At 54.0% G+C, this 13866-nt stretch carries 19 protein-coding genes; 13 read left to right on the top strand and 6 right to left on the bottom strand.

The genetic code is table 11. The features are described from left to right. Positions 1–36: 36 nt before the first annotated feature. Both EDB95_RS12855 and EDB95_RS12850 read right to left on the bottom strand, forming a co-directional pair. The gene (locus EDB95_RS12855; protein ID WP_133994207.1) at positions 37–1278 is read right to left on the bottom strand and encodes a FecR family protein; all 1242 of its coding nucleotides are present in this window, start codon (positions 1276–1278) and stop codon (positions 37–39) included. Between the two features lie 60 nt (positions 1279–1338). Continuing rightward, a complete protein-coding gene (locus EDB95_RS12850) occupies positions 1339–1926 on the bottom strand; it encodes an RNA polymerase sigma factor (RefSeq protein WP_162852579.1) in 588 nt (195 codons plus the stop codon). 34 nt (positions 1927–1960) lie between these two features. On the opposite strand from EDB95_RS12850, the gene EDB95_RS12845 reads away from it, so the two are divergent. The 4 genes from EDB95_RS12845 to EDB95_RS12830 all read left to right on the top strand — a co-directional run bounded on the left by EDB95_RS12845 (position 1961) and on the right by EDB95_RS12830 (position 3767). Further along, complete coding sequence (locus tag EDB95_RS12845) at positions 1961–2158, top strand: hypothetical protein (RefSeq protein WP_133994204.1); 198 nt, start codon at positions 1961–1963, stop codon at positions 2156–2158. Positions 2159–2290: 132 nt separating this feature from the next. Further along, complete coding sequence (locus EDB95_RS12840) at positions 2291–2986, top strand: hypothetical protein (protein WP_133994202.1); 696 nt, start codon at positions 2291–2293, stop codon at positions 2984–2986. A gap of 18 nt (positions 2987–3004) precedes the next feature. After that, positions 3005–3343 carry a winged helix-turn-helix transcriptional regulator gene (locus tag EDB95_RS12835; RefSeq protein WP_133994200.1) on the top strand — a complete coding sequence of 113 codons (339 nt, stop codon included), beginning with the start codon at positions 3005–3007 and terminating at the stop codon, positions 3341–3343. 61 nt (positions 3344–3404) lie between these two features. Continuing rightward, on the top strand, positions 3405–3767 hold the full coding sequence (locus EDB95_RS12830) for a DoxX family protein (RefSeq protein WP_133994198.1): 363 nt from the start codon (positions 3405–3407) through the stop codon (positions 3765–3767). On the opposite strand, the gene EDB95_RS12825 is transcribed toward EDB95_RS12830, so the two are convergent. Continuing rightward, entirely contained in the window at positions 3715–4203 is a 489-nt protein-coding gene (locus EDB95_RS12825) for a hypothetical protein (protein WP_133994196.1), read from the bottom strand. The genes EDB95_RS12830 and EDB95_RS12825 overlap by 53 nt on opposite strands. A gap of 29 nt (positions 4204–4232) precedes the next feature. Here EDB95_RS12825 and EDB95_RS12820 point away from each other — a divergent pair, with 29 nt between their 5' ends. Further along, positions 4233–4709 (top strand): TlpA disulfide reductase family protein, encoded by a 477-nt coding sequence (locus EDB95_RS12820; RefSeq protein ID WP_133994194.1) that lies wholly within the window; start codon positions 4233–4235, stop codon positions 4707–4709. Positions 4710–4725: 16 nt separating this feature from the next. On the opposite strand, the gene EDB95_RS12815 is transcribed toward EDB95_RS12820, so the two are convergent. Next, positions 4726–5319 (bottom strand): thioredoxin family protein, encoded by a 594-nt coding sequence (locus tag EDB95_RS12815; protein ID WP_133994192.1) that lies wholly within the window; start codon positions 5317–5319, stop codon positions 4726–4728. A gap of 54 nt (positions 5320–5373) precedes the next feature. Then, positions 5374–6549: a retropepsin-like aspartic protease gene (locus EDB95_RS12810; protein ID WP_133994190.1), complete on the bottom strand. Its 1176-nt coding sequence runs from the start codon at positions 6547–6549 to the stop codon at positions 5374–5376. An 89-nt stretch (positions 6550–6638) separates the two neighbouring features. Between EDB95_RS12810 and EDB95_RS12805 the strand changes: the two genes are divergently transcribed. From EDB95_RS12805 to EDB95_RS12780, 6 genes are all read left to right on the top strand, one after another. After that, positions 6639–7049: an organic hydroperoxide resistance protein gene (locus EDB95_RS12805; protein ID WP_133994188.1), complete on the top strand. Its 411-nt coding sequence runs from the start codon at positions 6639–6641 to the stop codon at positions 7047–7049. Positions 7050–7060: 11 nt separating this feature from the next. Next, entirely contained in the window at positions 7061–7495 is a 435-nt protein-coding gene (locus EDB95_RS12800; RefSeq protein WP_133994186.1) for a MarR family winged helix-turn-helix transcriptional regulator, read from the top strand. Between the two features lie 14 nt (positions 7496–7509). Further along, positions 7510–8493 carry a helix-turn-helix domain-containing protein gene (locus tag EDB95_RS12795; RefSeq protein ID WP_133994184.1) on the top strand — a complete coding sequence of 328 codons (984 nt, stop codon included), beginning with the start codon at positions 7510–7512 and terminating at the stop codon, positions 8491–8493. Between the two features lie 101 nt (positions 8494–8594). Then, positions 8595–9641 (top strand): alkene reductase, encoded by a 1047-nt coding sequence (locus tag EDB95_RS12790; protein WP_246073619.1) that lies wholly within the window; start codon positions 8595–8597, stop codon positions 9639–9641. Between the two features lie 9 nt (positions 9642–9650). Continuing rightward, positions 9651–10148 carry a cupin domain-containing protein gene (locus EDB95_RS12785; protein WP_133994180.1) on the top strand — a complete coding sequence of 166 codons (498 nt, stop codon included), beginning with the start codon at positions 9651–9653 and terminating at the stop codon, positions 10146–10148. A gap of 57 nt (positions 10149–10205) precedes the next feature. Continuing rightward, positions 10206–12515: an alpha-L-rhamnosidase-related protein gene (locus EDB95_RS12780; RefSeq protein ID WP_133994178.1), complete on the top strand. Its 2310-nt coding sequence runs from the start codon at positions 10206–10208 to the stop codon at positions 12513–12515. Here the strand turns inward: EDB95_RS12780 and EDB95_RS12775 are convergent. Next, the gene (locus EDB95_RS12775) at positions 12512–12766 is read right to left on the bottom strand and encodes a hypothetical protein (protein WP_133994176.1); all 255 of its coding nucleotides are present in this window, start codon (positions 12764–12766) and stop codon (positions 12512–12514) included. The two genes, EDB95_RS12780 and EDB95_RS12775, sit on opposite strands and share 4 nt — an antisense overlap. Positions 12767–12876: 110 nt before the next feature. Here EDB95_RS12775 and EDB95_RS12770 point away from each other — a divergent pair, with 110 nt between their 5' ends. Together EDB95_RS12770 and EDB95_RS12765 are read left to right on the top strand one after the other, a co-directional pair. Next, positions 12877–13230, top strand: a complete 354-nt coding sequence (locus EDB95_RS12770; protein ID WP_133994174.1) for a bleomycin resistance protein — start codon at positions 12877–12879, stop codon at positions 13228–13230. A gap of 47 nt (positions 13231–13277) precedes the next feature. Then, complete coding sequence (locus EDB95_RS12765) at positions 13278–13820, top strand: hypothetical protein (protein WP_133994172.1); 543 nt, start codon at positions 13278–13280, stop codon at positions 13818–13820. Positions 13821–13866: the final 46 nt, after the last annotated feature.

Raw genomic sequence — 13866 nt, 5'->3', positions numbered from 1 at the left:
GGGCCTAATCCATAGCGGTTTTTTATGTAAGGACTTTTATGGTAAAACGATGAGTCGGTGTCCCTCTTCTATTTTGAAATTTACTTCCGCCCGGCTGAGCACTTTCAACAGGTCCGATAATTTCACATTCCTGCTGATCTCCCCCTCAAACTGTATATCCGGCACGTCCTTTTCATAAACGACGTCGATGTCATACCAGCGCGCCAGCTGGCGCATCGCGTCTACCAAATGGACGTTGTCAAAATTAAATAACCCATTTTTCCAGGCCACCGTCTTGTCCAAATCCACGTGATCCACGAGCGAGATTTTTTCGTTCCGGACCTCCGCCTGTTGCCCCGGCCGAAGGGTGAGGAAGGGACCACCCGGTGCGGTCACCTTCACACGACCCTCCAGTAACGTTGTTCTTATGGCATCTTCTTCAGGGTAACTGTTGACGTCGAAAGCGGTCCCCAGGACTTCTATCGACGATTTTCCGCCCGCGTCCACGATAAAGGCGGCCTTGTTCTTTGCCACTTCGAAATAGGCTTCGCCGCTGACGGAAACCTTGCGTTGTGTTCCCTGGAAAGCGACGGGGTACGTGATCGAAGAGGCGGCATTCAGCCAAACCTTCGTGCCGTCCGGGAGGGTCAGATGGTATTGGCCGCCGCGGGGGGTGCGTAAGGTGTTCAGGCCGGGGGCCGATGCGGCCGGCCCATGCGGGCGCGCGGCCCCTGCCCCACCTTCGCCGGAGGCGCCCCCGGCGCGGTACACGACCTGCCCACCGGCCAGCTTCATTACGGTGGTATTCCCCTGTTGTGCCACTAGGCCCCCTGCCGTGCTGTCCAGCGCAACCGTCGTCCCGTCCGACAACGTCAGGACGGCTTTATTGCTCCCCGGGTCCACGTCGTTCACACGAGCTGTTTCAGGGAGATGGGCGGGGCGGGGTTTTTCAGACATAAAATGCCAGAGAGAAGCCCCTATACCTACCAGCAATAGGGCCGCCGCCGCCCATATCCATGTCCGGGACCTGCGCATGCGCACCACCGTGGTTTGCTGCGAAGCCCCGCGGGCTCGTATGTTATCCAGCACCTTCCGCACGATCCGGTCCTCCGTTCCGGACAGGTCGTCCGGGAGGGTGACCTCGCCCTCCACCTCTTGCATCAGGGTGGCCAGGTGCGCGGTCTGTCCTTCCTGCTCCAGAACCCGGAGCAGTTCTGCCCGTTCGTTTTCCGTCAGTGTGCCCGCCAGATAGGCGTTCAAAAGTATGGGCAAGCGCTCATCCATCGTTATGTCGTTCATCGATCCTGATTAAAGACGCTGAGGGAAGAAAAGACTGAGTAGCGGGGAAAAAAAATATTTTTAATATAACCCCGCCAGTAATAGGATGACCCAGACGCTGCTGCCCGTGTGTTCCTGCAAATAGCTTTTTAAAAAGGCAACGGCTTTTACAATATATTGGGCTACAGTGTCTTTGTGGATCCCTAGGCGTTCGGCAATCTCCTCGTGGGTCAGCCCTTCGAAGCGGCTCATCCGGAAGACCTGTTGTCTTTTTTCCGGCAAAAGACCAACGCCCGTTAGCAATACCTGGTATTGTTCGCGGTGTTCGGTGATGCGGTCAGGGCGAAGGACGTGTTCTTCTTCTTCCTGTTCCTGTAAAAAGGTGGGGCGGCTGAGTTTTTTCCGGACCGCCGATAGGATGGTATTCCGGGAGACGATAAAAAGCCAGTTCTCGAAATGCAAGACGTCGCCGAGCTGTTCCCGCGTATTCCAGAGCTTCAGGAATATATCCTGGGTCACCTCTTCCGCTTCCTCCGTGGATTTTATCCAGAACAGCGCCTGGGCATACACATTTTTCCAGTGCAAACGAACAAGAGCGGCTAAGGCTTCCTCATCCCCTTCGGACAGTTGCCGGAGAAGGGTTTCGGTACTATGTATTTTCTCATGCATTCGGCAAGGGCTAAGATAGTTTATCTTTAGGACTATGAAAGCATTGGCCATCATACTCATTGTCGTCGGCATCCTCTTTTGTTGGGTAGGCGTATACGGATTTTTCCACGTATCTGTCGATACCAGCAAGGGAACGGCTTATACCATGGGGCAGTATATGGGACACTTCGTCTTCCCGGGTTTAGGCGTCCTGTTTCTTATCCTGGGGATCCGGATGGAGCGGAAAAAATAGGTGGTAGGGTTTAAACTTTTCCCGACCTTTCAGGTCTAAGCCCCACGTACGTAAAGCCAACTGTTGATGAGCGGGTTTGTATGGATGCAAGTAAGTGCGATAGCCTTAAGTTTGCTATCGGTTGGATCTGCCATGGGCCAGGTCGAAGTTCAGGGTACGGTCTATGACCAGACCCAATCCGCTACCATCCGGGATGTGGACGTCCACAGCTCGTCGGGGGTGTCCGCGGTGACGGATTCCCTGGGGCACTACCGGATAAAGGTCAGGGAGCATGATACCCTTTATTTTTCCTACCTCAATAAAAGAACACCGGACTTTCCGGTGCAGTACATGCAGGACCCGTCGCACTTTGACATTGCGATGGGGGTCGTGGCGGAATACCTGCCGGATGTGTATGTAAGACCCAACAGCTACCACCTGGACTCCATGGAAAACCGGGAAGAATACCAGGACATTTTCAACTACCAGGGCGCGAACTATGTCAACAATATGGCGGAAAGAGGCCGGGGCATGGGCATCGGGCTCAACCTGGACGCGTTCCTCGGCGGGGCGCACCAGATCGACAAAAGCAGGCAGTCCGCCCAGCGCTATATGGAGGAAAATGAGCGGCAGAAGTATATCGACCACCGGTTTTCCAAAACGATCGTCAAACGGATCACGGGGTTGCAGCCACCCCTGCTCGACACCTTTATGCATGCGTATCGGCCTTCTTACGATTATCTCCAGGCGACGCAAAGCGATTGGGAGCTGTACATGGACATCCAGCGTTGGGGAGAGGCCTTTAAGGAGGACCACCCGGCCTGGAAAGATACCACCGGGACGAAATAAGATCGGTAGCTTTGCATCATGTTGAACGGAGACGGATGCCCCTCGAAGATACTCGCCATCAAGGACGCCGTAGAGGCGGTGCATGGCCGGTGGAAACTGCAGATCGTGCTCTCCCTGGGAACAGGTGGTAAGCGCTTTAACGAGATCTCGAAAGAAGTGGGGGGCATCACCGACAAGATGTTGTCCAAGGAATTGAAGGCCTTGGAAGCCAACAAGCTGATCCAGCGTGAGGTGATCGACGGCTTCCCACCGGTTGTCGCGTATTCGATGACGCCGCACGGGGCGTCCCTGCAAAAGTTAATGGAATCTCTTTATCAATGGGGAATGGAGCACCGCAAAGAGGTGATCGGGAAGTAAACGGCTATCCTGCGGGATAGTGCCGGGCTTTCCTGCGAGGGCGATCGCTAGTTTTACATCCATGAAAATAGCTCTCTGGATCGCGCAAGCCCTGCTGTTCCTCTTCCTCCTGTCGGGCGCCGGTATGAAACTGCTGATGCCCATTGACAGGCTGGCCGCCATGATGCCCTGGATGGGGCAGGTCTCCCCGGCCTTTGTTCACTTTACGGGTTTTATCGACCTGTTGGGCGCGGCGGGCATTTTTTTCCCCACCTTATTGAACGTAAAACCATTTTTGACGGTCTGGGCGGCTTACGGGATTCTTGTCCTGATGGCCTGCGCGATCTGGTTTCACGTCTCCAGGGGGGAAGGCCCGATCATCGCGCCCAACCTCATCGTCGCTGCACTGGCGGCTTTTGTGGCCTGGGGTCGGCATAAAGCCTGAGGGTATCGTCGATGAGGTGTGCCGTTTTTAAGAACTTCTCCGCCAAATCGGCAATGTCCTTTTGAAGGGTGTCTTGATCGAGTCTTGTCCAACCCTCCATTAGTGTCAGCGGGCCGTATTGAACGCTGACGTTGGGCCACCCATTTGAATCGAACCCTTCCCGGAAACGGGCCGCGAAGTCCCGGCTGGCGATGGTATAGCCTTTGAGCTTCCGGAGTTTGAAGGCATGGATGTTGTATAAAAGACGGCCTTTTTGGATGGCGTAGTCGCTGAGCCACACGGAGAAAAAAATCCGGGCAGGATCATGCGTCCATTCGGGTTTGAACACTTTGAGACAAACACATTGCAGCACCTCGCCCACGTCGATTTGCATTTCTGTTGGGGCGAGACGGGCGGCAGCCTTTTGAAAGCGATCTATATAGTAAGGGTGGTTCATGCGCAGGTAAAAATAACTAGCTTCGCGATATGAAGTACCTGTTCGCCATTATCCTTTTGGGCGCTGCCCTCTGCGCCGGCGCCCAGCAAACGATACCCCGCTGGCATATCGCGGACTTGAAAACGTTTCTTCAAACGACGAAAAAACCGGTCATCGTCAACCTTTGGGCGACCTTTTGCGTCCCCTGTGTACAGGAGATTCCCTATTTCGAATCGACCGTGGCATCCTATGGCGCTAAGGTGGACCTGTTGCTGCTGAGCCTGGACATTGCGGATTTTTATCCAAAGAAAATTACTGCTTTTGCACAGGCACACGGGTTTCATTCGCCTATCGCCTGGCTGGACGAAACGGACGCCGACGTCATCGCACCGGCGATCGACTCTACCTGGACGGGGGTGATTCCCTGCTCGGTCTTTTATAATCCCCGGACGGGGTATCGGAAGTTTTACCAGCAACAGCTGACGCCGGAGGCGTTTAAGCAGGCGGTGGAGTCGCTACTGCGGTAGGCCGTACGGCGGCGCACTACATACGTTTTATCTGGCAACCCACCGAACGGCTTTCTTTGACACTCACCTCTTTACCGCCCAGCATCTCCTCCATGGCCACGCGCAAATGCGCGCGGGTAACGCCATCGGCATTCCCGGGGTTGTTGTCGATGGCGCCTTCATACACCAGCTTGCCCGAGGCATCAAACAGGAAACATTCCGGGGTCCGGCTGGCGCCGAAGGTATTGGCCATTTTTGAATCCTGGTCGATCACGTAGGGCCATTGGTATTGCTGATCCTTTGCGTACGCCTGCATCGCGGAGTATGAATCCGAATAGTCCCGCTGGGCCTCGTTGGCATTGAGCAGGATCACCCCGACCCGGTGGGCCAGGGCATACGCGCAAATGTCTTTTGTTCGTTGCTGGTATCCCCGGACAACGGGACAGGTATTGCAACTAAACATCACCAATAGACCGTTTGCTTTCCTGACGTCTGTGAAGGAGACCATTTTACCGGAGACGTCTTTCATTTTTACACCCGTATCGGGCAGGGTGGAACCGATGGGCATCGGCGTGGGCATCGCAAAGGCCAGCAGGCCCGCTGCGAAGAGGAGGGTGGTTAGCCGTTTCATGATGAAGGGTTTTATACCCTGAAATTAGACCAATTTCCAGCGCCTTGCAAGCGCCTATTCCTTTGTCATACTGACGTCCCGGACCACCCCGTCCGCGCCCTTGATTTTTACAACCACGGTCCCCGCGACGCTGTCCAGGGGGTTGTGTACCAGCCAGGCACATAAGGGCGTCCTTTCCGTTGGCACATCTCCGAACGCGACGATTTGTTCCCCGGGTTTGATCAGGTCTTTCATTTTACCCCACACCACCCCGGCGAACAGTTGATCGTTTTGAATGATCGGGCTTACCGGCCAGAATGGTAATGTCATGTCCACTTTATCCCGTGTAGGGTCGAAGTAGAATTTGTGGTGTATGAAGTCCAGGGTCACCGAACCGTACGACAACAGCCGGGCCCCTATCCGGGCCATGCCTACCTTGAGCACTTCCGCCGTGGTGTTGTCAAATTCCACATCCGCAAGGGTGAGCGACGGTATGAGGACCCGGTACGTCGAATCCGGCTTTCCCAGCCCGAATTCGCTATAGAGGTGGCTGCCAATACCCCGGTCTGCAATGGTGCACACTTTATATGGGAAAATCTGGTTTAGTAAAACCCCGGGCATCGTTATAAAATCATCCCCCCCGGTATCGAACCCCAGGTATACAAAGACACGTTTCGTACCCTTGAATATCAACTGGATAAACGGGCTACTTTGTTGGTCTAAAGCCGTGTTCAAAGGGATGCCGTTCCTTTTTTTCAGCAAAAGCCTGCCGGCGTCGTCCGTGAGAATGATGACATGCCTCTCCGGCAGGATCTGTACGATGGAGTTCCTCAGCATGTTGGAGCCGACTGCCCCTTCGGCATCCCAACAGGGGAATATATCCGGTAGGTATCCTATCGCTGGAATATCCTGGAAGGTGACTTGTCCGAGCTGTATGTTTTTTACGCTGACGATACGGAGGGTATCGCGTTTTCCTGTCCCATCTCCTATCGGGGTCCGGCTTAAGTCGGTGGCGCCTGTTTCGGCAGCCAGCGAAGACGAGATTTGCGTAGGCGCCCCTGTATCAAAAAGGAACTTGTGCCGCACCCCCCCGATGGTCACGTATATAAACATCTTGGTGCCCACGACTTCGTAGGGAATCTCCTCGTAGTAATGGGTCGCGGTAGTACCACCCTGATTGAACGAAACGTTTTGAGCACGGCACGCGAAAGTTATCCAGAGCGTAAGCAACGACAAGGCAAAAGTTTTCATGGCTGGGTTTTATGCTTCAATATACTTTTTTTGGCGGTTTCAGATTTTCTTTTCAATTTTACATCGCACACGATATAATCGCATAAGATATGAAAACCCTTTATCAAACCACCGTATCCGTCACGGGCGGACGGAACGGACACGTCAAAAGCGAAGACGGTATTCTGGAACTCGATGTACGGATACCCAAAGAAATGGGTGGCGCGGGCGGTCACACCAACCCGGAACAACTGTTTGCAGCCGGTTATGCCGCCTGTTTCGACAGCGCCCTCAACCTGGTGATGCAACGGGAGAAGGTGGTATCCACCTCTGTCTTGACCGCGACGGTGGGCCTTACCTCGAACGGCGAAGGCGGCTTTTCGCTTTGGGTACACCTGGCGGCCCACCTCCCCGGCGTCGACCCCGCCCGGGCGCTCGAACTGGTACAAAAGGCCCACGCCATTTGTCCCTATTCCAACGCCACCCGTGGGAACATCGAGGTCCGGTTGGAAGTCATTTAGTACCTTTCCTTATGGGTTCGGATGATTTGCTAAAACTGGACAACCAGTTGTGTTTCCCGCTTTACGCGGCATCCAGGTTGGTAACGAAATGTTACCAACCTGTTTTGGATGAATTGGGGTTGACCTACCCCCAATACCTCGTGCTCCTGGTCCTCTGGGAAACCGACGCCGTCAACCTCAGCGTCATCGCACAGCGGCTGCAGTTGCAGTCCAATACGCTCACGCCCCTGCTTAAACGCATGCAGGACCAAAAGCTCATCCACCGCGCCCGCTCGGCGGCCGACGAGCGCAGCATCATCATTACGTTGACGGAAAAAGGGAAGGCGCTCAAGGCGAAGGCGCCCCGGATGTACAACCGGTTAAAGGAACACCTGGGGTTGTCCATGGAGGAGGCGCGGGCGTTGCATGGGTTGTTGTATAAGGTGATGGGGAGTTTGGAGGGGTAGACTTATCTTTAGTCATGACTTTTGAATTCACCGTCCACCCCGGCTTCAACTTTATAAAAAGCTTCGGCGAACATTTTAATATCCCCGTCAAGGACGACACATTGATCCTCCCCGTGTCGATGGGCAAAGGCTTCATCCGGTTTAAAGAAATAGAACCCGGGGTCAAATTCGCCCTGCATCATTATACCATGTCAGAGGACTTTCATTTAATACGGAAGTCCCCGCAGGAAAACCATGACATTGTCTCGATCGTTTTCAACAGCAATGAAATACCCAGGGACGTCACTCCGGACCGCCAGACGGCGATTCAGTTTTTGAAAAACAATGGCTCGTCGATCCAGATCGCCTCCAGCGCGCTGAGCACGGAAACGATTTTCCCCGGGGGCGTGGAGATCTATTTTGGAGTCATCGGCATTCGCCGCGAGGTACTGATGACCGCACTGGGGCTGGACAATGTGCGTGGGCCCCTGGAGATGATCCTGCATGGCGATGGCTTGTTTTTTTATCATGAAAAAATGGTCCCGGACATTTTGCGAACGCTGAAGCAACTCTCCGAGGTCAGCGACGAGGATGCTTTGAGCGCATTGTATCATAAAATAAAGATCCACGAGCTGATCTACCTGCTGTTTCACAAGCTGCTGGACCGGGGAAATGACAAACAAAGACCCGTCAACAAAGCGGATATCGACAAACTGGCGGCCATCCGCACGGCCATCCTGGCGGACCTTAGCCAGCCGCCGGAATTGAGCGCCCTGGCAAAAATGTCGGGCATGAGTGAAACAAAAATGAAGCAGTTGTTCAAGCAAACCTTTGGGGACACGATCTACAACTACTACCAGAACGAACGGATGCAGGAAGCGGGCTTCCTTTTAACACAAGCCGGCTATTCTGTTTCCGAGGCCGGGTATCAACTGGGGTTTTCAAACCTGAGCCACTTCTCCAGGCTTTTCGAGAAACACTTTGGCGCTACGCCCAAAAAATACGCTGCTGCCGGATAGGACTATTTTTCCGTCGTTCTGCGCTATTTCTTCCCGCCGGCCCGGTCTAGCTTTACAACATGAAATCTTTACTGACCGCATACAGAAAAAATGGTTTTTCCTTGAAAAACCATATCGTCATGGCGCCGATGACCCGGAGCCGGGCAACCGGCAATATTCCGAACGACCTGATGGCGACCTACTACGCACAGCGTACGGGCGCCGGTTTGATCGTCACCGAAGGTACGTCACCGACACCCGACGGTTTGGGGTATCCGCGCATCCCGGGTATTTTTAACGACGCCCAGATAGCGGGCTGGAAGAACATCACCGATAAGGTACACGCCGGGGGTAGCAAGATCTTCCTCCAACTCATGCACACGGGCCGGATCGGTCACCTGGACAACCTGCCCGAAGGCTGGTCGCTCTCCGGGGCCTCCTCCATTAAAGCGGCGGGCCAGATTTATACCGATACGGCCGGCATGCAGGAGCACTCCGAGCCGGTTCCCCTAACCTGGGAAGGTATCCAAAAGGTTATCGACGGGTTTGTCACTGCTGCGGAAAACGCGGTAAAAGCGGGTTTTGATGGCGTCGAACTACACGGCGCCAACGGCTATTTATTGGAGCAGTTCCTAAACCCTCATACCAATGACCGGACCGATGACTATGGCGGCAGCATCGAACACCGTGCACGGCTATCGATAGAGATCGCCCAAAAAACCGCAGCGGCCATCGGCAGGGACCGGGTGGGTATCCGGTTTTCGCCTTATGCCTATCTGGGCGACCTCAAGCCGTATGATGTGGAAGAGGTGCACGCCACCTACGCCTACCTGGCCAAAGCATTAAACGAAATCGGCATCACCTATATACATATCGCCTCGAACCCCAACATACCGCAAAGGACTTTTGATGCGATCCGGTCTAATTTCTCCAACACGATCATCCTTTGCAACGGCATCACACCGGATACTGCCACCGCCGTTCTTCAAAAGGGCTTTGCGGATATAGTCGCCTTCGGCCGCTCTTTTTTAGCGAACCCGGACCTCGTAGACCGGATTGAACAGCATGCCCCGCTCAACGAGATAGATCTTTCGACGCTGTATACCCCGGGGCCCAAAGGGTACACCGATTATCCAACCATGCGTCTTTCTCCGGTTCATTCCATCTAAACCATTTTTATGATAGACAACATCAAAGCCATCCCCGAATCCCAGGGAGAAACCATCTCCGTGGTGGGGGACAACTACCGGATCATCATATCCGGGAAGCAAACCGGCGGTGAATACGCCGTCATCGATATGCTGGTGCCCCCGGGGGGCGGTCCCGGCCCGCATGCGCACGCCGGTTTTCAGGAACTTTTCTATTTGGTCGACGGCGAGCTTGAATTTAAAACGGAGGCGGGAAAATACAACGCTAAAAAGGGCGACTTCATCCATATTCCCAAGGGCGGTGAAGTGCATTGTTTTAAAAACATCAGCAACACCACCGCGCATTTGCTGTGTACGGTGATCCCCGCCGGGCTGGATGCGTTCTTCGAGGAAATAGGGAAAGCCACGACCCCCGGCGTCTTTTTACCGCCGCCGGCATTGAGTGCTGAAGAGATTGCAAGGTTAAGCGGCGTTGCCGAAAAATATGGCCAGAAAGTATATCCCCCAAACTATTTTGATTTCCAATAAGTTGCGACACAGAAAGGGCAGGACAGTTGGACATCCTGTTTAAGATACCTTCACCGGATGAAACTCATTCTTGCCCTGACGATCTGCTTGTCAAGCTTATTAGCCAACGCCACCCCCTGGCACGCCGACTGGATTGCACTACCCGGTGACAACGGTCACGATTACGGGGTCTTTTATTTCAGAAAACACATAGACCTGGCCGCGAAGCCCGGGACCTTTGTGGTCCACGTCTCCGCCGACAACCGTTATAAATTATTTGTCAATGGCACCTTGGTCTCCCTTGGCCCGGCCAGGAGCGACCTTTACCACTGGAACTATGAAACCGTCGACCTGGCGCCTTACCTGGTGCCGGGGACGAATGTCGTATCGGCCATCGTCTGGAATGAAGCGGATGACCGGCCGGAAGGACAGTTGAGTTTTCACACGGCTTTCCTCCTGCAGGGAGACACGCCGGCCGAAGAAATACTGAATACGAACAACAGTTGGCGATGTATCCGGGACGGTGCTTACCGGTCGATGGGCAAAATTTTTTACGCCAGCGCCGGGGAGTTTGTAGACCGGACCAAAACCATCCGGGACTGGATGACGGCGTCGTTTGACGACCGGAACTGGCCCGCTGCCGCCAGCCTTTTTGGCGCCCAGCCCAATGGCGGGTCCGATGGTTTCGGATGGATGCTTGTCCCGGCGACGCTGCCGGCGAGGGAAATGACCTACCAGCGCATCCCCCTTTGCCGCAAGGCCACGGGCATCCCCGTTCCGAACGGTTTCCCCGGCGAAAAAACCGCGCTCACGATCCCCGCGCATACAAAGGCGACCTTGCTCCTTGACCAGACTTTCCTTACCAACGCCTATCCGACCTTGGTCTTTAGCAAGGGCGGCGGCGCGGGTATATCCATACGGTACGCGGAATCCTTGTACAAAACCGGTGGCGGGAAAGGCAACCGGAACGACGTGGAAGGCAAGATTTTTAACGGCCGGGAAGACACCCTCGTCTCCGACGGTACCGACGGCCAAAGCTATACCACGCTCAATTTCCGGACGTACCGGTATATACAGCTCGGGGTGCAGACCCAGGACGATCCACTCACCATCGAGGATATGTATGGTACGTTTACCGGGTATCCCTTCGGGCAACCCTCGACCTTCCAAACGGACGATACCGTCCTCAAAAAAATACTGGAGATCGGGTGGCGGACTGCACGGCTAAACGCCTGGGAGACGTATACCGACTGTCCCTATTATGAGCAGCTTCAATACATCGGGGACACCCGCGTACAGGCCACTATCACGTACTTTAACAGCGCCGACCCTCGGTTGCCGCGCAACGCGATCGAGATGATCGACCGTTCCCGTCTAACGGACGGGGAGACGATGAGCCGTGCCCCCACGCGGAATACCCAGATCATACCGCCCTTTTCGCTGTGGTATATCGGTATGTTGCACGACTACTGGATGTACAGGGGCGACGACCGGTTTATCGCGGATAAATTACAGGGGGCAAGAGGCATCCTTCATTTCTTTGGCCAATACCAGGATACCAGCGGTTCTTTAAGAAATGTACCCTATTGGACATTTGTCGACTGGGCCGGAGGCGAAGGCTGGTCGTTTGGGAATCCCCCCAAAGGGGAGGACGGCAGCTCCGCCATCCTGGATTTACAACTCCTTTGGGCGTACCAGTGGGCGGCGGATATGGAGGGCAAGGTGGGCATCCCCTACTACGCAGCGCTATATGCGGGGAAAGCCGCGCAGTTGCGTCAGACCATACAGCATAAATACTGGAGTTCCGCCCGCGGGCTTTACGCCGACACCAAAGAACAGCATACATTTTCCCAACATGCCAACGCACTGGCAATCCTCACCGGGATGCCAAACGCCGCAGCGGTGGGCCGGCGCCTGCTTGCCGACAGTACGCTGACGCAATGCTCCATCTATTTCAAATACTACCTCCACCAGGCCCTTGTCAAGGCCGGTTTGGGGGACGGCTACATGGACTGGCTCGGTATATGGCGCCAAAACATCGCCATGGGCCTCACCACCTGGACGGAAGACTCCAACATCGACAACACCCGCTCTGACTGTCATGCCTGGGGGAGCAGCCCCAATATCGAATTCTTCCGGACGGTGCTTGGCATCGACAGCGATGCGCCGGGGTTCCGCCGGGTAAGGATAGTGCCCCACTTAGGTAAACTGACGGATGCCGGTGGGGAGATCCCCCACCCCAACGGGAAGATTGCCGTCCACTATCACCTTAGCGGCGGTCAGTGGAAGATGAGCGTCAGCCTCCCGGAGCATACGTCCGGGGTATTCGTTTGGAAGGGGAAGACGTATGCATTAAAGGCGGGGGATCAAGCTTTCATGGTCGACTAAATGGCCGCGCCGCTGGCGTTTGTCATCACCGTCGACATCTTTCCGTCTTTAATCAATCGAATGACGTAGCCGGTTTCGCCGTCCCGGCCCTTGATCATGGTAATGTCATACAGCCCCTGGGCACCATACGTGCCCGTGATGGTCTTGAAGGCGTCGTCAGGGATCCAGGTTTCCCGGACAGGCAAGGCTGCCTCTCCCATGACGGTGCTGAAGGCCCCGGCGAATACAAGGCAAAGAAAAATCTTTTTCATAGCCTGAAGTTTATATCCGACAAGGAACACTAATGGTATAGGGGCAAAATCCGTGCCGCGCAAAAGGGCTTGCAAGAGAGCAGGATATGTGCGAAATTTATAAAAAAAGCATGTTCCTCGACATCCACCCCAAGTTGCCCATGCGTGACAAGGCGCTTACAAAAGCGTTCTATATCGACCAGTTGGGTTTTCAACCATTCGGCAGCACCGACTATGACGGCTATTTAATGGTTCAAAAAGACCATGTTCAAATACATTTCTTTGAGCACAAAGCACTTGATCCCAAGGACAATGATGGGCAGGTGTATATACGGACGAACGACATCGAACGACTGTATCAGTCGATGTTGGACAAGAACATACACCCCGCGGGTACACTGCAAACAAAACCCTGGCGGCAGAAGGAATTTTCCCTGTTGGATCCTGACAATAATTTGTTGACGTTTGGGCAGGCGACCGAATAAATGATCCGGCCTTGGGAATAGTTTACTTTTGTGAAAATTTTTAGGCGATGTGTCGATACGCAATGGTAAAATATAAACCGCACTATGCCTGTTTTCATTGTCGCAAGACCTTCAAGCGCAGACTTTTGATCGACATCGGGCGGCATGATAAATTGGAGTCAAAGGAGGCCAGGTGTCCCAGTTGCGGGCAGTTGATGGCAAGTATGGGTTTGGATTTTAAAGCCCCTAAAAAAGACAATATCGAAGAATGGGAACATATAAATAGGCTGTATTCCGTCGGAATCATTTTTCATTCGTGCGGTTGTAGCGGGCCTGGATACATACCCAATACGAAAGAGACACTCATTGCCTATTTCGAAGAGATAAAGCAAGAATATCAACGCCAATTGGAATTTTGGAGACAAAGAGCCGAACCCGAAAATCAAAGTGAAATTGACCGAGACATCAGCAAAAATGGGTACTTTATTGGCCGCATACCCCTTCAATTTCGTGCCAGCAAAAGGACAGTTGTCAACCAGGAAGCAAAGAATTACTGGATAGAGCGTTTGATAGAAATCGATCAAAAAATTTGTCAGGCTAAAAACAGCTGATCCCGCAGCGAACGGCCGCGGGATCAGCAATACTCAAACGGAATCG

The organism is Dinghuibacter silviterrae, assembly GCF_004366355.1.
Taxonomy (GTDB): Bacteria; Bacteroidota; Bacteroidia; order Chitinophagales; family Chitinophagaceae; genus Dinghuibacter; species Dinghuibacter silviterrae.
This window is presented reverse-complemented; position numbering and strand designations above follow the sequence as displayed.